The following is an 18,395-nucleotide window of genomic DNA, read 5'->3' as shown; positions in this document are numbered from 1 at the left end:
GACACCCGAAAACCCCGCCGGGGCGGGGGAGGCGGAGGGCGAGGGCCAGGGCGAGGGCGAGCGGGTACGGGTGCGCGCACGGCGTACCGACTTCGCGCGGGGCGGCCCGGCCGGCCGGGCCCGCGCCCGCTCGGCTGGCGACCGCGCGCGAGGCCCCCGCGCCCGGCCTACGAGCGCCAGGGCAGCTCGGCCGTGACCGTGGTCCCGCCGCCCGCGGGGGAGTCGACGACCAGGACGCCGTCCACCGCGTCCAGCCGCTCCGTCAGCCCCGTCAGGCCCGACCCGGCCCCCGGGCCCGCCCCGCCCCGGCCGTCGTCGGCGACCTGGATCAGCAGCCGCTCCCCGGACTTCCAGACGTCCACCGAGGCGGACCGGGCCGCCGCGTGCCTGCTCACGTTCTGCAGCAGCTCCGACACCGTGAAGTACGCGATGCCCTCGATCGCCTGCGCCGGCCGCGCCGGCAGGTCCACCGCCACCCGCACCGGAACCGCGCACCGCGCGGCCACCGACGAGAGCGCCGCGTCCAGCCCCCGGTCCGTCAGCACCGCCGGGTGGATGCCCCGCGCCAGGTCCCGCAGCTCCTGCAGGGCGACCTTCACCTCGCCGTGCGCCTCGTCCACCATCCGCGCCGCCGCCCGCGGGTCCTGCGCGAGCCGCTCCTTCGCCAGCCCGAGGTCCATCGCGAGCGCGGCCAGCCGGGCCTGCGCCCCGTCGTGCAGGTCCCGTTCGATGCGCCGCAGGTCCGCCGCCGAAGTGTCCACCACCACCGTCCGGTCCGACTCCAGCTCGGTGACCCGGCTGTCCAGCCGGGACGGCCCGAGCAGCGCGCCGACCAGGACCCGGTCCACGGTGGTCAGGGCGCGCAGCACCCACGGGGTGGCGAGCGTGAGCACCAGCCCGGCCAGCGAGGTGACGGCGATCCGGGCCGGCGAGTCCAGGTAGACGCTGTGGCCGCCGTTCTGGAAGAGCTGCAGACCGGGCTGGTCGGTGAAGGCCGGGAACACCCAGAACCACAGCGGGTACAGGAAGTACGCCCAGCCGCACACCCAGAACACCAGTGCCACGACGAAACCGAACACGGCCCACGGGAAGTGGACCACGCTGTACAGCACGTGCCGCCAGGCGCTGCCGCTCTTCAGCACCGCCCCCAGCGCGGCCAGCGCCCCGGCCTTCTTCGCCCGCACCGGCGCGGGCTCGCCCACCCGTGCCCCCAGCAGGACGCGCGCCCGGCCCCGCTCCACGCGCCCGAACCCGCGGCACATGGCCAGCACGCCGGCCAGCACCGGAACGCCGAGGAAGGTGACGAGCAGACCCGCGCCGACGCTCACCCCGGCGACGGCCAGCGAGAAGTACAGCGTGCTCAGCGGCAGCCCGCTCAGCAGGTACCCCAGCGCCCCCCAGGTCCGCGCCGCGAACGGAGCCCGCAACACCGCACCGATCCCGCCGCCCGCGTCGCCCGTGACGCCCGCGCCGATCCCGCCGCCCGCACCGACCGCGCCGTCCCCGCCCTTGCCGTTGCCCATGCTCCCGGCCCGTCCTTCCCGTCGTCCCTCGATACCCCCACCCTGCCGCCCGCCCCCACCCCCCGGCCATGCGGCGAGTGGGCCTCTGCGCCCGGGGGATAACCCCACCCCGGGCCGGGCCGAGGTCCCGGCCCGGCCCCCGACACGCGTGGGCCCCCGCCCGAACCGGGCGGGGGCCCACGGGGTGCCGGGCCGCGTCAGCGTCAAGCTCCGTCCGGGCCGGGTGCCGTCAGTGCCGCGGCGGCGCGGCCGAGCGGTCGCGCCACGGCAGCTCGGCGGTCACCACCGTCCCGCGCCCCTCGGGGGAGTCCACGACGAACACCCCGTCCACCGCCCCCAGCCGCTCCGCGAGCCCCGCCATCCCCGACCCGCCCTCCGGCCGCGCCCCGCCCCGCCCGTCGTCCGACACCCGGATCAGCAGCCGCGGGCCGGCCCGCCACACCTCCACGGCCGCGCCCCGCGCCGCCGCGTGCTTGCTCACGTTCTGCAGCAGCTCCGAGACCACGAAGTACGCGATGCCCTCGATCGCCTCCGCCGGCCGCGCCGGCAGGTCCACCGCCACCTTCACCGGCACCAGGCACCGCGCGGCCACCGACGACAGCGCCGCGTCCAGCCCCCGGTCCGTCAGCACCGCCGGGTGGATGCCCCGCGCCAGGTCCCGCAGCTCCTGGAGGGCCAGCTTCACCTCGCCGTGCGCCTCGTCGACCATCGCCGCCGCGCCCTCGGGGTCCGCGAGCAGCTTCTCCTTCGCCAGGCCCAGACCCATGGCCAGCGCCACCAGCCGGGCCTGGGCCCCGTCGTGCAGGTCCCGTTCGATGCGCCGCAGGTCCGCCGCCGAGGTGTCCACCACCACCGTCCGGTCCGACTCCAGCTCGGCGATCCGCCGCTCCAGGTCGTCGGAGGGCGACAGCAGGCCCCGTACCATCGCCCGGTCCGCGTTGGCCAGCAGCCGCGTCACGTACGGCAGCACCGGCCACAGCACGAACAGCCCGGTCAGCACCACGGTGAAGGTCAGCACCCCCCACGGCAGCCGGACCAGCCCGTACAGCACCGTGCGCCACGCCACCGGGTCCTTCAGGCTCGTCCACAACCAGGGGAAGAAACCGCCCGACCGCTTCGGCCCGGGGATCGGAGTCGGCTCTTCCACCCGGACGCCCAGCAGCACCCGGGCCCGCGCCCGGTCCAGCCGTCCCAACTGGCGGGACAGGAACAGTCCGCACGCCAGCAGCGGAAGCCCGACCGCCGTCACGGCCAGCCCGCCCGAGACGCCGACCATGGACACCGTGTACACGAACCCGACGACCGCCACCGGCAGGTTCACCAGCAGATGGACGATCTCCTTCCAGGTCACGGCGTCGAAGGCGGGGCGTACGGGCGGCGGCCGGTCGTCCCCGGCGTGATCGGTGGTGTGCATGCGCGCGGTCATGCGGCACAGCCTGCCAAGCCGCTCCCCCCGGAGCCATGGGGCGGCCGGGTGCGGTGAACGGGGGATAACCCCACCCCGTGGGAGGCAGGCCCTAGACTCCCGTCCGTAACAGATCACCGACGGCGGCCGAGGAGCGAAGACGGACGTGCCCGAACCAACGGTATCGACCGTGACCGTGCTCGCCGCGGACTACTTCCGGAGTTATTCGGTCGTCGGCCTGCTCGCCGTCCTCGGTGTGCTCTTCGTCGCCGTGGCCTTCGGCGCGAACCGCCTGCTGCGCCCCGCCGTCCCGACCCCCGAGAAGCTCCTGACGTACGAGTGCGGCGTCGACCCGGTCGGCGAGGGCTGGGCGCACACCCAGGTCCGCTACTACGTCTACGCCTTCCTCTACGTCATCTTCGCCGTCGACTCGATCTTCCTGTTCCCCTGGGCGACCGTGTTCGCCGTCGCCGGCTACGGCACCACGACGCTGGTCGAGATGTTCATCTTCCTCGGGTTCCTCGCCGTGGGCCTGCTCTACGCGTACAAGAAGGGCGTCCTCGAATGGACGTGACACCGGATGCGACACCGGCAGCGACAGGCGCCGCAACCGCACCAGACGTGACAGGCGCGACGAGCGCGACAGGCGCGACGGGCGCGATCCCGCCCGCGGCGGCGGGCACCGCGGCGCCGCAGCCCCGGCTGCTGCCGGAGCCCAAGCGCCTGGGCGTCCTCTCCCGGCTGGCCCCGGAACCGATGAAGGTGGTCCTCAACTGGGGCCGCCGCTACAGCCTGTGGGTCTTCAACTTCGGCCTCGCCTGCTGCGCCATCGAGTTCATCGCCGCGTCCATGGCCCGGCACGACTTCATCCGCCTCGGCGTCATCCCCTTCGCGCCCGGGCCGCGCCAGGCCGACCTCATGATCGTCTCGGGCACCGTCACCGACAAGATGGCCCCGGCCGTCAAGCGGCTGTACGAGCAGATGCCCGAGCCGAAGTACGTCATCTCCTTCGGCGCCTGCTCCAACTGCGGCGGCCCGTACTGGGACTCGTACGCGGTGACCAAGGGCGTCGACCAGATCATCCCCGTCGACGTCTACGTGCCCGGCTGCCCGCCCCGCCCCGAAGCGCTCCTCCAGGGCATCCTCAAGCTCCAGGAGAAGATCGCCCGCGAGTCCCTGGCCGAGCGGTACGCCGACTCGCCCTCCGTCGGCCAGCTCACCAGCGGCCTGGTCACGCCCCCGCCCACCCCCGGAGCCGGCACGTGAACCTCTACGACTCGCTGCCCGACGCGGCGCCGGCCGTCTTCGGCGAGGAGGCCCTCGGCTCCCGCGCGTACGACGTCCTGACCGTCGACGTCCCGGTCGGCTCCTGGATCCCGGCGCTCGAAATCGCCCGGGACAAGCTGGGTTGCACCTTCTTCGACTGGCTGAGCGCCGTCGACGAACCGGGCACCGGCTTCCGGGTCTGCGCGCACGTGGTCTCGCTGGAGGACCACCGCGTACGCCGCCTCCTGCTGCGCACCACCGTCCCGCACGGAGCGCCCGCGCTGCCCTCCGCCGTGGCCGTCTACGCCGGGGCCGCATGGCACGAGCGCGAGACCTTCGAGATGTTCGGCGTGGTCTTCACCGACCACCCCCACCTCGTCCCGCTGCTGCTGCCCGAGAACTTCGAGGGACACCCGCTGCGCAAGGACTTCGTCCTGGCCGCGCGCGTCGCCAAGGCCTGGCCCGGCGCCAAGGAACCGGGTGAGGGCGCGGACCCCGACGGGCCCAAGCGCCGCCAGATGCTCCCGCCCGGCGTCCCCGACCCCAACGACTGGGGCCCGATGAAGGGCCAGCTCCCGCCGGCCCCCGCCCGCCCGGCCCGCACCCCCCGCACCGCCCGCACCGCCGCCGCGGGCACGGGCGCTGCGGGTACGGGTGCGGGTGCTGCGGGCCGCGCCGGCCGCGAGGGCGCCCCGCCGCGCCGCACCCGCTCGGTGTCCGAGGGCTCCGCCACCCAGGCCGCGGGCCCGGGGACTCCTCCGGCCGCGGAGCCCGATCCGGCGGCTCCCGCCCGGCCGCCGCGCCGCACCCGCTCGGTCTCGGAGGGCTCGGCCAGCCAGGCCGCGGGCCCGGCGAGCGGACCGGCGGCCCCGGCCGCGCGACCGGCCCCGCGCAGCGCGGACGCGCCCTGGCACGCCCCGAAGCCCGCCTTCGAAGAACCACCGGCGGCACCGGAACCCGTAAGCCGACCCGAGCCCGACCCGTCGGCCGAGCCCACACCGGGACCCGAGCCCGAGCCGTCGGCCGAGCCCACACCGGGACCCGAGCCCGAGCCCGAGCCCGAGCGGGGAACCGAGCCCGAGCCGAAGCCGGGGCCCAAGCCCGAGCCCGAGCCGAAGCCGGGGCCCAAGCCCGAGCCCGATCCGGGACTCACCCCCGAGCCCGAGCCCGAGCCCGCATCCGAGCCCGAGCCCCGGCCCGGTACCCGACACCCCGACAACGGAGGCGACGCGTGAACGACGTCCTCGACGTCGCGCTGCGACTGATCGTCGTCTTCGCCGTCTTCCTCGTGCTCCCGCTCGTCGTCGGGCAGACCGAGCACAAGGTGATGGCCCACATGCAGGGCCGTCTCGGCCCCATGTACGCCGGCGGTTTCCACGGCTGGGCCCAGCTCGTCGCCGACGGCGTCAAGTTCGCGCAGAAGGAAGACATCGTCCCGGCCAACGCCGACCGCCGCATCTTCCAACTCGCCCCCGCCGTCGCCCTGCTGCCCTACCTCCTCGTCCTGCTCGTCATCCCGATCGGCCCGGGCGAGGGCGCGGTCGGCCAGGTCGTCGACGCCGGACTGTTCTTCGCGCTCGCCGTGATGGGCGTCGGGGTCCTCGGCTCGCTGATGGCCGGCTGGGCCTCCGCCAACAAGTTCTCCCTGCTCGGCGGCCTGCGCACCGCCGCCCAGCTGCTCGCGTACGAACTCCCGATGCTGCTCGCCGCCGCCTCCGTCGCGATGGCCGCCGGGACCGTCTCCCTCCCCGGCATCGTCGACGCCTTCGAGTGGTGGTGGCTGCCCTGGCAGATCGTCGGCGGACTGGTCTTCTTCACCGCCGGCCTCGCCGAGCTCCAGCGGCCCCCCTTCGACATGCCCGTCGCCGACTCCGAGATCATCTTCGGCGCGTACACCGAGTACACCGGCCTGCGCTTCGCGCTGTTCCTGCTCGCCGAGTACGCCGGCATCGTCGTCCTCTGCGCCCTCACCACCGTCCTCTTCCTCGGCGGCTGGCACGGCCCCCTCGGAGCCGACGGACTCGGCTGGGTCTGGACCCTCCTGAAGGTCGCGCTGCTCGCCTTCGTCGTGATCTGGCTCCGGGTGAGCTACCCGCGGCTGCGCGAGGACCAGCTCCAGAAGCTCGCCTGGACCGTACTCATCCCGCTCGCGCTCGCCCAGATCGCGCTCACCGGCATCGTGAAGGTGGCGATCAACTGATGCCCATTCCCGGACACGGCCTCGCCAAGGGGCTCGCCGTCACCCTGCGCACGATGACCAGGCGCTCGCACACCGCCCAGTACCCCGAGGTCCAGCCCGAACTCCCGCCGCGCAGCCGCGGCGTCATCGGGCTGTTCGAGGAGAACTGCACGGTCTGCATGCTCTGCGCCCGCGAGTGCCCCGACTGGTGCATCTACATCGACTCCCACAAGGAGACCGTCCCGGCCTCCACCCCCGGCGGCCGCGAGCGCAGCCGCAACGTCCTCGACCGCTTCGCCATCGACTTCTCGCTCTGCATGTACTGCGGGATCTGCATCGAGGTGTGCCCCTTCGACGCGCTCTTCTGGTCACCGGAGTTCGAGTACGCGGAGACCGACATCCACGAGCTGACCCACGAGCGGGACAAGCTCCGCGAATGGATGTGGACCGTCCCGGCCCCGCCCGCCCTGGACCCGGCCGCCGAGGAACCCAAGGAACTCGCCGCCGCCCGCAAGGCGGCCGACAAGGCCGAGGCCGCGGCCGCAGCGGCCGCCGCGCCCTCCCCGGCCCCGGCCGCAGGTACGGGTACAGGTACGGGTACGGACGCGACCCCGCCCGCAGGCACGACCCCTGCCCCGGGCACGACCCCGGCCCCGCCCGCCGGTACCGAACGAGCCCCCGACCCCGGCCCCGCCCCCGGGCCGGAGCGGCCCGACGACCCGGCGGGAGGTACCGCCTGATGCCCACCGCCCCGTTCACCGCCGCCACGGCGGCCGCCACCGCGCAGGCCCCCGGTTTCCTCTCCCCGACCGGGGTCGAGATCGCCTTCGTCCTGGTCGGCCTCGCCACCCTCGGCGCCGCCCTCGTCACGGTCACCACCAAACAGCTGGTGCACGCCGCCCTCTGGCTGGTCGTCGCCCTCGGCGGCATCGCCGTCGAGTACCTGCTGCTGACCGCCGAGTTCATCGCCTGGGTCCAGGTCCTGATCTACCTCGGGTCCGTGGTCGTCCTGCTCCTCTTCGGGCTGATGCTGACCAAGGCGCCCATCGGCCGCTCCCCGGACGCCGACTCCGGCAACCGCCCCGTCGCGCTCGGCGTCGCGGCCGTCGCCGCCGTCGCGCTCGTCTGGGTCGTCGTCGACGCCTTCCGCGCGACCTGGATCGACCTCGACGGTCCCGTCCAGGGCTCCACCGAGGTCACCGGCGCGATCCTCTTCAAGTACTGGGTGCTGCCCTTCGAGGCGCTCTCCGTCCTCCTCCTCGCGGCCCTGATCGGCGCCATCGTGCTGTCCCGCAAGAACGACCCCACCGTCCCCACGGCCCCCACCGTCCCCTCGGGCCCCGCTGCCCCCGCCGACGCCCGCGACAAGGGGCAGCGCTGATGCACCTCGCCTACCCCGCCGTCCTGGCGGCGCTCCTCTTCGCCACGGGCCTGTACGGCGTGCTCGCCCGCCGCAACGCCATCCTGGTCCTGATGTCCGTCGAGCTGATGCTCAACGCCGTCAACCTCAACCTGGTGGCCTTCGACGTCTGGCTGCGCGACACCCTGCACTCGGGCCAGGCCCTCGCCCTGTTCACCATCGCCATCGCCGCCGCCGAGATCGGCATCGGCCTCGCCATCGTGCTGATGGTCTACCGCAACCGCGGCACCTCGGACGTCGACCGGCTGCGCGACACCGCCGAAGGCCACGAGCCCGACCAGAACCCCGGCCCCGGCACCGCCGCCGGCACCGCACGGCCGGAGGCCGCCGCGTGAGCACCACGACCCTCGCCGTACTCGTCCCCCTGCTGCCCTTCCTGGGCGCCGTGGCCGGGCTCCTCCTCGGCCGCACCGCACCCGGCTTCGTACGCCCCCTCGCCCTCCTCCCGACGCTGGCCGCCGCCGTCCTGGCCGTGCTCGTCGCCCTCCGCCAAGGCGGCGGAGCCGCCATCGACACCGCGACCGAGCTGACCCCGACCGGCTCGGTGCCGATCGAGCTCTCCCTGCACCTGGACGGCTTCGCCGTGCTCGTCGCCGTCCTGGTCGGGCTCGTCGCCACCTGTGTGCAGGTCTACTCGACGGCCTACCTCCGCGACGACCCGCGCTACCCCTCGTACGCCGCCCTCGTCTCCCTCTTCACCTCCGCCATGCTGCTCGTCGTCTACTCCGGCGACCTCATGGTGCTGCTGGTCGGCTGGGAAGTCATGGGCATCTGCTCGTACTTCCTCGTCGGCCACTACTGGGAGACGCAGGCGGCCCGCTCCGCCTCCCTGAAGGCCTTCCTCGTCACCAAGCTGGGCGACGTCCCCTTCCTGATCGGCCTGTTCGCCCTCGCCACCGACGCCGGCTCCTTCCGCATCACCAAGATCCTCGACACCGTCGCCGCGGGCGGACTCGACCACCCGACACCGGTCGCCCTGCTCCTCCTCGCGGGCGTCGCGGGCAAGTCGGCGCAGTTCCCGCTGCACACCTGGCTCCCCGACGCCATGGCCGGCCCCACCCCGGTCTCCGCGCTCATCCACGCCGCGACGATGGTCGCCGCCGGCGTCTACTTCGTCGCCCGCCTCCTGCCGGTCTTCACGGCGTCGCACGCCGCCCTGCTGGTCATGGCCGTCATGGCGGCCGTCACGATGATCGGCTCCGGCCTCGCCGCCCTCGCCCAGGACGACATCAAACGCGTGCTCGCCTACTCCACGATCGGCCAGCTCGGCTACATGACCGGCGCCCTGGCCGTCGGCGACCGCGGCGCCGCCGTCTTCCACCTCCTGTCCCACGGCGCCTTCAAGGCGCTGCTGTTCCTCGGAGCCGGCGTGATCATCCACGCCGCCGGCACCAACTCCCTCGCCGCCATGAGCCGGATGGACGGCCTGGCCAAGCGCATCCCCGACGCCTTCTGGACGATGACGATCGCGCTGCTCGCCCTCGCCGCGATCCCGCCGTTCGCCGGCTTCTTCTCCAAGGAAGCCGTCCTCGTCGCCGCCGAGCTCAGCGCCGCCGGCCACTCGTCCGTCGCGCCCCCCGCCGCCGGCTGGACCGTCCTCGTCGCCGGCCTGCTCAGCGCCGTGCTCACCGCCGCCTACGCCACCCGGCTGTGGCTCATGGCCTTCCGCGGCCGCGGCGCCGCCGCCCCCGACCACGGCAGGGAACCCGTCGCCATGACCGGCGTGCTGTGGCTGCTCGCGATCCCCTCGGTCGGATTCGGCCTCGCCGCGGGCCCCCTCGCCGACTGGTTCGACGGGGGACGGCTCGTCCCCACCCTCACCACCTCCCTCCTCGGCACCGGCGCCGCCGTCATCGGCGCCCTCCTCACCTACGGCCTCTGGCAGCGCGACACCGCCCGGACCGCCACGGCCCCCGCCGCCATCGGCGCGGCCGCCGCGGCCGGAGCCACCGCCGAACAGCCCGCCGCCGTCTCCGCCCGCATCTCCGCCGCCACCGCCGCCGCCGAATCCGCCGCCGAGACCCCCGAGGTCGCGGAGGTCACCCACCAGCACCCCGCAGTACCGACCGGCCCCGCCCCCGACCCCGGACGCGCGCTGCTGGGCCCCCTGCACCGCCACGCCGCCGACGGCTTCCACCTCGACGCCGTCTACGACCGGCTGTTCGTCCGCCCCGTCCGCGCGGCCGCACGCCTCGTCCGGTTCCTCGACCGCGAGGTCGTCGACACGTACGTCCGCGGCGCGGGCGCCGCCCCCCGGCTGCTGGGCACCCTCGTCCGCCGCGCCCAGACCGGCAACGTGCAGACCTACCTGAGCGCCCTGCTCGCCGGCGCCGTGGTCCTGGCGATCGCCACCGCCGTCCTCGCCAACGTCAACGCCGGATCGTGAGCCGTGAGTCAGCCGTGATTGATATCAGCCCGTCCGTGATGCAGTTCCTCCTGGCGTTCGTCGTGGCCGCACCGCTCCTCGGCGCCGTCGCAGCCCTCCTGCCGCCCCCGCCCGGCCTCAAGGGCCGCAACCCCGAACAGGCCGTCCTGCGCCACGGCGTGACCGTCACCGGCGTGATCCTCGCCGCGGCGATCGCCCTCGCCCTGGGCTTCGACCACGACGCCCCGGCCCGCTTCCAGGCCACCACCGACATCAGCTGGATCCAGGCGCTGGACGTCCGCATCCACCTCGGCATCGACGGCATCTCGCTCCCCCTCCTCCTGATGACCGCGCTGCTGTTCTTCCTCTGCGCGCTCTACAGCTACTTCAAGCTCCCCGCAGGCCCCTCCCCGAAGGCCTTCGTCGCCCTGCTGCTCGTCCTCGAATCCGGCACCCTCGCGACCTTCGCCGTCCTCGACCTGCTGCTGTTCTTCCTCGCCTTCGAGATGGTCCTCATCCCGATGTACTTCCTCATCGCACGCTGGGGCGGTGCACAACGGCAGTCCGCCGCCTGGAAGTTCATCCTGTACACCCTCCTCGGCTCCGTCGTCATGCTGCTCGGACTGCTGCTCATCGGCGTGAACAGCGGCACCTTCGACATGGTGGCACTCGCCTCTGACAACGGCCGCGAACTCACCCACACCACCCAGCTCCTGGCCGTCCTCGCCATCGGCACCGGCCTCGCCGTCAAGACCCCGATGTGGCCGCTGCACAGCTGGCTCCCCGACGCCCACACCGCCGCCCCCACCGTCGGCTCCGTCCTGCTGGCCGGCGTCCTGCTGAAGATGGGCACCTACGGCTTCGTCCGCATCCTGCTGCCCGTCACCCCCGACGGCATGGCCACCTTCGCGCCCTACCTGGGCGCCTTCGCCGCCGTCGGCATCGTCTACGGCTCCCTCGCCTGCCTCGCGCTCGCCCGCAAGGGGAGCAAGGGCGACCTCAAGCGCCTCATCGCGTACTCCTCCGTCGGCCACATGGGCTTCGTGCTCCTCGGCATCGCGACCATGACCCCCACCGGCGTCAACGGCGCGCTCTTCGCCAACATCGCCCACGGCCTGATCACCGGCCTGCTCTTCTTCCTGGTCGGCGCGCTCAAGGACCGCTACGGCACCGCCGACCTCGACACCCTCGCCGGCGCCACCGGCGCCGCCCTCTACGGCCGCGCCCCCCGCCTCGGCGCGTTCCTCGCCTTCGCCGCCGTCGCCTCCCTCGGCCTGCCCGGACTGGCCGGCTTCTGGGGCGAGATGCTGGCCCTGTTCGGCGCCTTCGACCCGGCCCCCGGCCTCTCCCGCCCCGCCTTCCTCACCTACATGGCCCTCGGCGCGTTCGGCACCCTGCTCACCGCCGCCTACCTGCTGATCGTCGTCCGGCGCGTCTGCATGGGCGACCCCGCGACCGGCCCCGACCTGACCGTCGCGGACATCCAGCGCCACGAGTTCGCCGCCTGGACCCCGCTCGTCGCCCTCACCGTCCTCGCCGGCCTGTGGCCCGCGGTCCTCCTCGGCCTCACCGACCCGGCCGTCCAGAAGCTCCTCGCAGGAGGCACCTCATGACGGCCCTCACGGCCTCCGCCGCCGGGACCCCCAGCCTGGTCCAGTCCGTCGACTGGCTCGCCGTCGCACCCGTCGTCCTCACCGCCGCCGTCGGCCTCGCCGTCCTCGTCGCCGACCTCTTCGTACCGGAACGCCGCAAGCCCGTCCTCGGCTGGGTCTCCGTCGCCGGCCTCGCCGCCGCGACCGCCTCCCTGCTGCCGCTGCGCGCCGGCGACCGCACCACCTTCTGCCTCCCCGGCACCCCCGACACCTGCAGCTACACCGCCGACCACTTCGCCCTCGTCGTCCAGTTCCTCGTCCTCGGCGGCGCCCTCATCACCGCCCTGCTGTCGGTCACCGCCGTCCGCGACGCCCGCATGCCCGCCGGCGAGTACTGGTTCCTGCTGCTCTCGTCCGCCGCCGGCGCCGCCCTGCTGCCCGCCTCCCGCGACCTCGCCACCCTGATCGTCGCCCTCGAAGTGGCCTCGCTGCCCGCCTTCGCCCTCGTCGGCCTGCGCCGCGGCGACCGCCTCTCCTCCGAGGCCGCCCTCAAGTTCTTCCTCTCCTCCGTCACCGCCACCGCCGTCTCCCTGATGGGCGTCAGCTTCGTCTACGCCGCCACCGGCTCCCTGCACCTCACCCAGGTCGCCGACCGCCTCGAAGACGTGCCCGGGCAGCTCGACACCCTCGCCATGGCCGGCGTCGCGCTCACCCTCGTCGGCTTCGCGTTCAAGACCGCGGCCGTCCCCTTCCACTTCTGGGTCCCCGACACCTACGTAGGCGCCCCCCTGCCCATCGCCGGCTACCTCTCGGTGATCGGCAAGGCCGTCGGCTTCACCGGCCTGATCCTCGTCACCGTCATCGCCTTCCCGGCGTACTCCGACATCTGGGGCCCCGCCCTCGCCGTCCTCGCCGCCCTCACCATGACCCTGGGCAACGCCGCCGCCCTGCGCCAGTCCCCGGACCGCCCGAACAGCGCCGTACGCCTGCTCGCCTGGTCCTCGGTCGGCCAGGCCGGCTACCTGCTGGTCCCGATCGCCGCCGCCGCGTACTCCGACCGCGACCAGATCGGCTCCACCGTCGCCTACGCCCTCATGTACGCGGCCGTGAACCTCGGCGCCTTCTCCGTGGCCGCGCTCGTCGCCCGGACGAAGCCGCTCCACCGGCTCGACGACTACCGCGGCCTCTACGCGCAGCGCCCGCTCGCCGCACTCGCCCTGGCCTTCTTCCTGCTCTGCCTCGCCGGCCTGCCGCCGGGCATCATCGGCCTCTTCGCCAAGGTCACCGTCCTGCGCTCCGCCGTCGACGCGGGCCTGGGCTGGCTCGCCGCGGTCATGGCCGTCAACGTCGTCGTCGCCCTGTACTACTACCTGCGCTGGACGGCGCTCCTCTTCCGCACCCCGGAACCGGCCGCCGAGGCCACAGGGGCCGCCCAGGACCCCGCGGACCCCGGAAGCGACACCGAGGCCCCGGCCGCCGCCGCACGGGCCCCGTGGCCCGTCACGGCCGCCATCGTGCTCACCGCCGCCATCGCCCTGGCCCTGTCCGGAGCCCCGCAGCTGGTCCTGCGCTTCGCGACGGGCAGCCTCTTCGCCCAGTAGCCCCGGCCCGCCCGCCGCCCGCCCTCACCCGTACGGGCCAACGCACCGCCGCCCGCCCCCGCCCGCCCCGGGCGGGCGGCGCCCGGCGGCCGGCCCGCCGCGCCCTGGGAACCTGACGCCGCCACCTCGCGTTGACCAGGAAGGAAGGGTCCACTGGACCGTAGACCCTCAGATCCACCGACCATCGACGGGTCCCCTGCCGCACCACTTGGAGGGCGTACCGTGCACCGCCGGCACAACGGGCTCAAGACCGCCGTACTCCTCGGCGGGATGTCCGCACTCATCATCCTCATCGGCAGCTTCTTCGGACGGACGGGCCTGATCGTCGCCGTCCTGGTCGCCCTCGGGACGAACGCGTACGCGTACTGGAACAGCGACAAGCTGGCGCTGCGCGCGATGCGCGCCCGGCCCGTCAGCGAGTTCGAGGCCCCCGAGCTCTACCGCATGGTCCGCGAGCTCTCGACCTCGGCCCGCCAGCCCATGCCCAGGCTCTACATCTCACCGACCGAGGCACCCAACGCGTTCGCCACCGGCCGAAACCCGCGCAACGCCGCGGTCTGCTGCACCGAGGGCATCCTGCGCATCCTCGACGAACGCGAGCTGCGCGGAGTCATCGGCCACGAGCTCAGCCACGTCTACAACCGCGACATCCTCATCTCGTCCGTCGCCGGAGCACTCGCCTCCGTGATCATGTTCCTGGTCAACTTCGCCTGGCTGATCCCGGTCGGCCGGTCCAACGACGACGAGGGCCCCGGCCTCTTCGGCATGCTGCTGATCATGATCCTCGGCCCGCTGGCCGCGTCCGTGATCCAGCTCGCCATCAGCCGCTCGCGCGAGTACGAGGCCGACGCCTCCGGAGCCCAGCTCACCGGCGACCCGCTCGCCCTGGCCAGCGCCCTGCGCAAGCTCGACGCCGGCACCAAGCAGCTCCCGCTGCCCCCGGAGCCCCGACTGGAGACGGCGAGCCACATGATGATCGCCAACCCCTTCCGCCCCGGCGCGGGGGTCTCCAAGATGTTCTCCACCCACCCCCCGATGGCCGAGCGCATCGCCCGGCTCGAACAGATGGCAGGCCGCCGGCAGTGAAAACCATCCTGAACATCATCTGGCTCGTGCTCAGCGGCGTCTGGCTGTTCCTCGGCTACGTCCTCGCGGGCGTCCTGCTGTGCATCACGATCATCGGCATCCCCTTCGGGGTGGCCGCCTTCCGCATCGCGGTCTACGCCCTCTGGCCCTTCGGCTACACCACGGTCGAGCGGCACGACGCGGGCGCCCCGTCCTGCGTGGGCAACGTCCTGTGGCTCGTCCTCGCGGGCTGGTGGCTCGCCCTGGGCCACATCGTCACGGGCATCGCCCTCTGCGTCACGATCATCGGCATCCCGTTCGGCATCGCCAACTTCAAGATGGTCCCGCTCTCACTGCTCCCCCTGGGCCGCGAAATCGTCCCGACCGACGCCCCCTTCGCCTCACGCTGACCCGGCCCCGGCCGAGTTGTCCACAGGCCGGGCGGGCCGACGGCGGCATGGTCCACCATGAACACATGAACGAAACGGAGCAGTTGCCACAGCAAGCCACGACCAGACCCCCGAGGCCTCCAAGGCCTGCGACGCCCGGCAGACCCGGTCGGCCCGAGGACATACGCACGGCGCACGACGCCCCGCGATCCCCGCGATCCCTTTGATCCGCAGCGCCACCGGGGACTCGACGGGCCGCAGCCGGACGGCCGCGCCGCCACGGCCCGCACCTTGACACCTGCATCGAGAGCCCGTGCACCGGCGTTCGCGACCGCGCACCGGGCCCGTACCCCCGAGGCCGGACGGGACCCGAACCGAGCCGCCTACCCCACGCCCTCCCGGCCCCGGCCCGGCAGCGGATCGCGCCGCCGCTGCCAGCCCTCCAGCGCGGTCAGGCAGGCATGGTCGAGATGCCGCAACCCGGTCAGATCGAGCCGTACCGGCTTCCCGTGCGGCAGGGCGTCCAGCGCGTCGAGCAGTTTCGGCAGCCGCAGGAAGCTGGCGTTCCCCACCACCCGCACGCACAGCTCCCCGCCCTCCCACACCTCCTCCAGATGCACGTGGGAGGTCTCCCAGGCCGCCTTGGCGACGGCGAGCCCCAGCCCCAGCAGCACCCCTTCGAAGAGGTTCGTGGCCACGACCGCGCCCGCCGTCGCCACCAGCACCACCGCCTCGCCCCGGTGCGTCTTCCACAGCGCCGCCACCGCCCGGGCCGGCAGCAGCTTCCAGCCCGCGTGCAGCAGTACCCCCGCCAGCGCCGCCAACGGCACGAGCTCCAGCACCCGCGGGACGGCCACGGCGAACAGCAGCAGCCAGCCACCGTGCATCACCCGCGACGCCCGGGTCCGGGCCCCCGCCTCCACGTTCGCGGCGCTCCGCACGATCACCGCGGTCATCGGCAGCGCCCCCAACAACCCGCACACACCGTTGCCCACACCCTGCGCGATGAGCTCCCGGTCGTACTCGGTCCTCGGCCCGTCGTGCATGCGGTCCACGGCCGCCGCGCTGAACAGCGTCTCGGCGGAGGCGATCAGGGCCAGCGCCACCACCGTGCCGACCGCCCCGAAGGAAGCCAGCACCCCGAAGTCCCCCCAGGAAGGCGGCGCCACCGCCTCCAGCACCCCCGTCACCCGTACCCGGTCCACCGACAGCCCGAGCAGCGCCGCCACCGCCGTGGCGGCCACCACTGCGACCAGCGCACCGGGCACGATCCGTATTCGGGCCGGCATGCGGCGCCACGCCACCAGCAGGGCCACGGTCCCCGCCCCGAGCCCCACGGCCGCCCAGTCGGCGCGCGCCACGAGGTCGTGCACCCCGCCCAGCTTCGCCAGGGTGTGCCCAGGTGCCGCCACCCCGCCCAGGGCGTACAACTGCCCGGCGATCAGCACCAGCCCGATCCCGGCCAGCATCCCGTGCACCACGGCCAGCGAGATCGCCCGGAACCACCGCCCCAGCCGCAGCACCCCCATGCCCGCCTGCAGCACCCCGGCCGCCAGCACCAGCACCCCCAGCGCGGGCAGTCCGTACGTGCTCACCGCCTCGTAGACGAGCACGGTGAGACCGGCCGCCGGACCGCTCACCTGGAGCGAACTCCCGCGGAACCACCCGGTGACCAGCCCGCCCACCACCCCCGTGACGATCCCCAGCTCGGCCGGCACCCCGGAGGCGACGGCCACCCCCACGCACAGCGGCAGCGCGACCAGCGCCACCACGACCGATGCCCCGAAGTCTTCGCGAAACGTGCCGGCCCCAGGCATCCGAGAACCCCCCTGCCACGCGGTGATGGATGACAGCAGCGTGATGGGCGCACCGACCGGCACCCAAGTGCCCACGGAGGCCCAAGGTGGCGCGCGCGCCGCTCACGCCCCGCACACACGCCCCGCGACCCCACCGCCGCAACGGCCGCGGCCCGGCGGTCCGAGAGGACCGCCGGGCCGGCGTCGGGTCAGGTCGGGGACCTGGGTCAGCGGTAGTTCACGAACTGGATCGCGAAGTCGAGGTCCTTGCCCTTGAGCAGCGCCTGGACCTCCTGCAGGTCGTCACGGCTCTTCGAGCTGACGCGCAGCTCGTCACCCTGGACCTGGGCCTTGACGGCCTTGGGGCCCTCGTCACGGATGATCTTCGCGACCTTCTTGGCGTTCTCCTGGGAGATGCCCTCCTCGATCGTGGCGAAGATCTTGTACTCCTTGCCGGAGAGCTGCGGCTCGCCGGCGTCCAGCGCCTTGAGCGAGATGCCGCGCTTGACCAGCTTGGTCTCGAAGACGTCGAGGATCGCCTTCACGCGCTCCTCGGCGTTCGCCTCCATCACGATCTTCTCGCCGGACCAGGCGATCGTGGCGCCCGTGCCCTTGAAGTCGTAGCGCTGCGAAAGTTCCTTGGCGGTCTGGTTGAGGGCGTTGTCGACCTCCTGCCGCTCGACCTTCGAGACGATGTCGAAACTGGAGTCGGCCATGTCCTGTGGCTCCTTGAATTCGGTGGTGACGGCCCCGGAGGGCACGGCCGGACGTCCCCGGCCCGCTCCGCAAAGCCTAGCCACCGCGCCCACCCGCAGCGCTGATCAATCCGGTGGCGAAGCACCCCCGGTCATCGGGTATCGTTTACGTCGTTGCCACAGAGCACCGCCCCAAAGCGGCCTCACGGCGACATCTCATGGCGATGTGCCCGAGTGGCCAATGGGAGCGGACTGTAAATCCGTCGGCTTAGCCTACCCAGGTTCGAATCCTGGCGTCGCCACGCGATAGAGACTCCCGTTGCTGCGGAAACGCAGCAGCGGGGGTCTTCTCGCACGTTCCGCCCGTCCCGAGCACCGAGACGAGCGGAACGGACGCGGCCGCCTCGGCGCCGCCCGGCCGCGGGCCTCAGTTGCCCGCCACGTCCTTGACGGCCACCGCGACCGGCGTCGAACCGGAGACCAGCTCCAGCGTCAGCCCCGCCGTCGCCGGAGTCTCGATCAGCTCGGCCAGCGCCGCGGCCACGTCGTCCCGCGGCACGGATCCGCGTCCCGTGTGCGCCTCCAGGCGGACCAGCCCCGTCCCCGCGTCGTCCATCAGCGAGCCCGGCCGCAGGATCGTCCACTCCAGACCCAGCCTGGTCCGGACGTGCTCGTCGGCCTCGCCCTTGGCCCGCAGGTAGATGTCGAAGACCTCGTCACCCTCGTGCCGGGCATCGGCGCCCATCGAGGAGACCATCAGGAAGCGGCTCACGCGCGCCCGTTCGGCCGCGTCCGCGAACAGCACCGCCGCACCCCGGTCCACCGTGTCCTTGCGGTCGACCCCGCTGCCGGGCCCCGCACCCGCGGCGAAGACCGCCACCGCCGCTCCCTGCAGGATGCCCGCGACGTGCTCCACCGAGGCCGACTCCAGATCGCACAGCACCGGTTCGGCGCCCGCGTCCCTGAGGGCGTCGCCCTGAGCCGGGTCGCGGACGATCCCCGCCACCTCGTACCCGCGCGCGGCGAGCAGGCGCTCCAGCCGCAACGCGATCCGACCGTGTCCACCCGCGATGACGATGCGCATGCCCCGACCGTACGA

The 18,395-nt window shown here is 73.5% G+C and carries 17 protein-coding genes and 1 tRNA gene; 13 read left to right on the top strand and 5 right to left on the bottom strand.

Annotated elements, in window-relative coordinates; all coding sequences use genetic code 11:
• Positions 1–167 precede the first annotated feature (167 nt).
• Together CP968_RS14300 and CP968_RS14295 are read right to left on the bottom strand one after the other, a co-directional pair.
• Positions 168–1,523 carry a sensor histidine kinase gene (locus CP968_RS14300; protein ID WP_150518371.1) on the bottom strand — a complete coding sequence of 452 codons (1,356 nt, stop codon included), beginning with the start codon at positions 1,521–1,523 and terminating at the stop codon, positions 168–170.
• Between the two features lie 229 nt (positions 1,524–1,752).
• Positions 1,753–2,949 carry a sensor histidine kinase gene (locus CP968_RS14295; protein ID WP_150518370.1) on the bottom strand — a complete coding sequence of 399 codons (1,197 nt, stop codon included), beginning with the start codon at positions 2,947–2,949 and terminating at the stop codon, positions 1,753–1,755.
• Positions 2,950–3,094: 145 nt separating this feature from the next.
• On the opposite strand from CP968_RS14295, the gene CP968_RS14290 reads away from it, so the two are divergent.
• From CP968_RS14290 to CP968_RS14235, 12 genes are all read left to right on the top strand, one after another.
• Positions 3,095–3,502: an NADH-quinone oxidoreductase subunit A gene (locus CP968_RS14290; RefSeq protein WP_150518369.1), complete on the top strand. Its 408-nt coding sequence runs from the start codon at positions 3,095–3,097 to the stop codon at positions 3,500–3,502.
• The gene (locus CP968_RS14285; protein WP_150518368.1) at positions 3,493–4,194 is read left to right on the top strand and encodes an NADH-quinone oxidoreductase subunit B; all 702 of its coding nucleotides are present in this window, start codon (positions 3,493–3,495) and stop codon (positions 4,192–4,194) included. Before CP968_RS14290 ends, CP968_RS14285 begins: the two co-directional genes overlap by 10 nt.
• A complete protein-coding gene (locus CP968_RS14280; protein WP_150518367.1) occupies positions 4,191–5,429 on the top strand; it encodes an NADH-quinone oxidoreductase subunit C in 1,239 nt (412 codons plus the stop codon). Before CP968_RS14285 ends, CP968_RS14280 begins: the two co-directional genes overlap by 4 nt.
• The gene (locus CP968_RS14275) at positions 5,426–6,394 is read left to right on the top strand and encodes a complex I subunit 1/NuoH family protein (protein WP_150518366.1); all 969 of its coding nucleotides are present in this window, start codon (positions 5,426–5,428) and stop codon (positions 6,392–6,394) included. The genes CP968_RS14280 and CP968_RS14275 overlap by 4 nt, the downstream gene beginning before the upstream one ends.
• Entirely contained in the window at positions 6,391–7,113 is a 723-nt protein-coding gene (locus CP968_RS14270; protein WP_150521916.1) for a NuoI/complex I 23 kDa subunit family protein, read from the top strand. Before CP968_RS14275 ends, CP968_RS14270 begins: the two co-directional genes overlap by 4 nt.
• On the top strand, positions 7,113–7,754 hold the full coding sequence (locus CP968_RS14265; RefSeq protein ID WP_150518365.1) for an NADH-quinone oxidoreductase subunit J family protein: 642 nt from the start codon (positions 7,113–7,115) through the stop codon (positions 7,752–7,754). Before CP968_RS14270 ends, CP968_RS14265 begins: the two co-directional genes overlap by 1 nt.
• Positions 7,754–8,128 carry an NADH-quinone oxidoreductase subunit NuoK gene (gene nuoK / locus CP968_RS14260; RefSeq protein ID WP_150518364.1) on the top strand — a complete coding sequence of 125 codons (375 nt, stop codon included), beginning with the start codon at positions 7,754–7,756 and terminating at the stop codon, positions 8,126–8,128. Before CP968_RS14265 ends, nuoK begins: the two co-directional genes overlap by 1 nt.
• Positions 8,125–10,179: an NADH-quinone oxidoreductase subunit 5 family protein gene (locus CP968_RS14255; RefSeq protein WP_150518363.1), complete on the top strand. Its 2,055-nt coding sequence runs from the start codon at positions 8,125–8,127 to the stop codon at positions 10,177–10,179. Before nuoK ends, CP968_RS14255 begins: the two co-directional genes overlap by 4 nt.
• Positions 10,180–10,217: 38 nt before the next feature.
• Entirely contained in the window at positions 10,218–11,771 is a 1,554-nt protein-coding gene (locus CP968_RS14250) for a complex I subunit 4 family protein (protein WP_150521915.1), read from the top strand.
• On the top strand, positions 11,768–13,351 hold the full coding sequence (locus tag CP968_RS14245; RefSeq protein ID WP_150518362.1) for an NADH-quinone oxidoreductase subunit N: 1,584 nt from the start codon (positions 11,768–11,770) through the stop codon (positions 13,349–13,351). The genes CP968_RS14250 and CP968_RS14245 overlap by 4 nt, the downstream gene beginning before the upstream one ends.
• Before the next feature lie 222 nt (positions 13,352–13,573).
• The gene (gene htpX / locus CP968_RS14240) at positions 13,574–14,437 is read left to right on the top strand and encodes a zinc metalloprotease HtpX (RefSeq protein ID WP_150518361.1); all 864 of its coding nucleotides are present in this window, start codon (positions 13,574–13,576) and stop codon (positions 14,435–14,437) included.
• Positions 14,434–14,826: a YccF domain-containing protein gene (locus CP968_RS14235; RefSeq protein ID WP_150518360.1), complete on the top strand. Its 393-nt coding sequence runs from the start codon at positions 14,434–14,436 to the stop codon at positions 14,824–14,826. Before htpX ends, CP968_RS14235 begins: the two co-directional genes overlap by 4 nt.
• A 362-nt stretch (positions 14,827–15,188) precedes the next feature.
• Here the strand turns inward: CP968_RS14235 and CP968_RS14230 are convergent, their stop codons facing one another.
• Together CP968_RS14230 and CP968_RS14225 are read right to left on the bottom strand one after the other, a co-directional pair.
• Positions 15,189–16,622, bottom strand: a complete 1,434-nt coding sequence (locus tag CP968_RS14230) for a SulP family inorganic anion transporter (RefSeq protein ID WP_150518359.1) — start codon at positions 16,620–16,622, stop codon at positions 15,189–15,191.
• A gap of 206 nt (positions 16,623–16,828) precedes the next feature.
• On the bottom strand, positions 16,829–17,317 hold the full coding sequence (locus tag CP968_RS14225; protein WP_150518358.1) for a YajQ family cyclic di-GMP-binding protein: 489 nt from the start codon (positions 17,315–17,317) through the stop codon (positions 16,829–16,831).
• A 199-nt stretch (positions 17,318–17,516) separates the two neighbouring features.
• Here CP968_RS14225 and CP968_RS14220 point away from each other — a divergent pair.
• Positions 17,517–17,598 (top strand) — tRNA-Tyr (locus CP968_RS14220).
• Positions 17,599–17,723: 125 nt separating this feature from the next.
• On the opposite strand, the gene CP968_RS14215 is transcribed toward CP968_RS14220, so the two are convergent.
• Complete coding sequence (locus tag CP968_RS14215; protein ID WP_150518357.1) at positions 17,724–18,380, bottom strand: SDR family oxidoreductase; 657 nt, start codon at positions 18,378–18,380, stop codon at positions 17,724–17,726.
• Positions 18,381–18,395: the final 15 nt, after the last annotated feature.

The sequence above is a fragment of the Streptomyces subrutilus genome (assembly GCF_008704535.1).
In the GTDB taxonomy this organism is placed as follows: domain Bacteria; phylum Actinomycetota; class Actinomycetes; order Streptomycetales; family Streptomycetaceae; genus Streptomyces; species Streptomyces subrutilus.
Note: the sequence above shows the minus strand (reverse complement) of the source record. Positions and strands in the feature narration are given on the sequence as shown.

Bases quoted from the DNA above. Each gene is read 5' to 3' on its own strand.
- CP968_RS14300 (WP_150518371.1), bottom strand. From the start codon at position 1,523: ATGGGCAACGGCAAGGGCGGGGACGGCGCGGTCGGTGCGGGCGGCGGG.
- CP968_RS14295 (WP_150518370.1), bottom strand. From the start codon at position 2,949: ATGACCGCGCGCATGCACACCACCGATCACGCCGGGGACGACCGGCCG.
- CP968_RS14285 (WP_150518368.1), top strand. From the start codon at position 3,493: ATGGACGTGACACCGGATGCGACACCGGCAGCGACAGGCGCCGCAACC.
- CP968_RS14265 (WP_150518365.1), top strand. From the start codon at position 7,113: ATGCCCACCGCCCCGTTCACCGCCGCCACGGCGGCCGCCACCGCGCAG.
- nuoK (WP_150518364.1), top strand. From the start codon at position 7,754: ATGCACCTCGCCTACCCCGCCGTCCTGGCGGCGCTCCTCTTCGCCACG.
- CP968_RS14250 (WP_150521915.1), top strand. From the start codon at position 10,218: ATGCAGTTCCTCCTGGCGTTCGTCGTGGCCGCACCGCTCCTCGGCGCC.
- CP968_RS14245 (WP_150518362.1), top strand. From the start codon at position 11,768: ATGACGGCCCTCACGGCCTCCGCCGCCGGGACCCCCAGCCTGGTCCAG.
- CP968_RS14230 (WP_150518359.1), bottom strand. From the start codon at position 16,622: ATGCCTGGGGCCGGCACGTTTCGCGAAGACTTCGGGGCATCGGTCGTG.
- CP968_RS14225 (WP_150518358.1), bottom strand. From the start codon at position 17,317: ATGGCCGACTCCAGTTTCGACATCGTCTCGAAGGTCGAGCGGCAGGAG.
- CP968_RS14215 (WP_150518357.1), bottom strand. From the start codon at position 18,380: ATGCGCATCGTCATCGCGGGTGGACACGGTCGGATCGCGTTGCGGCTG.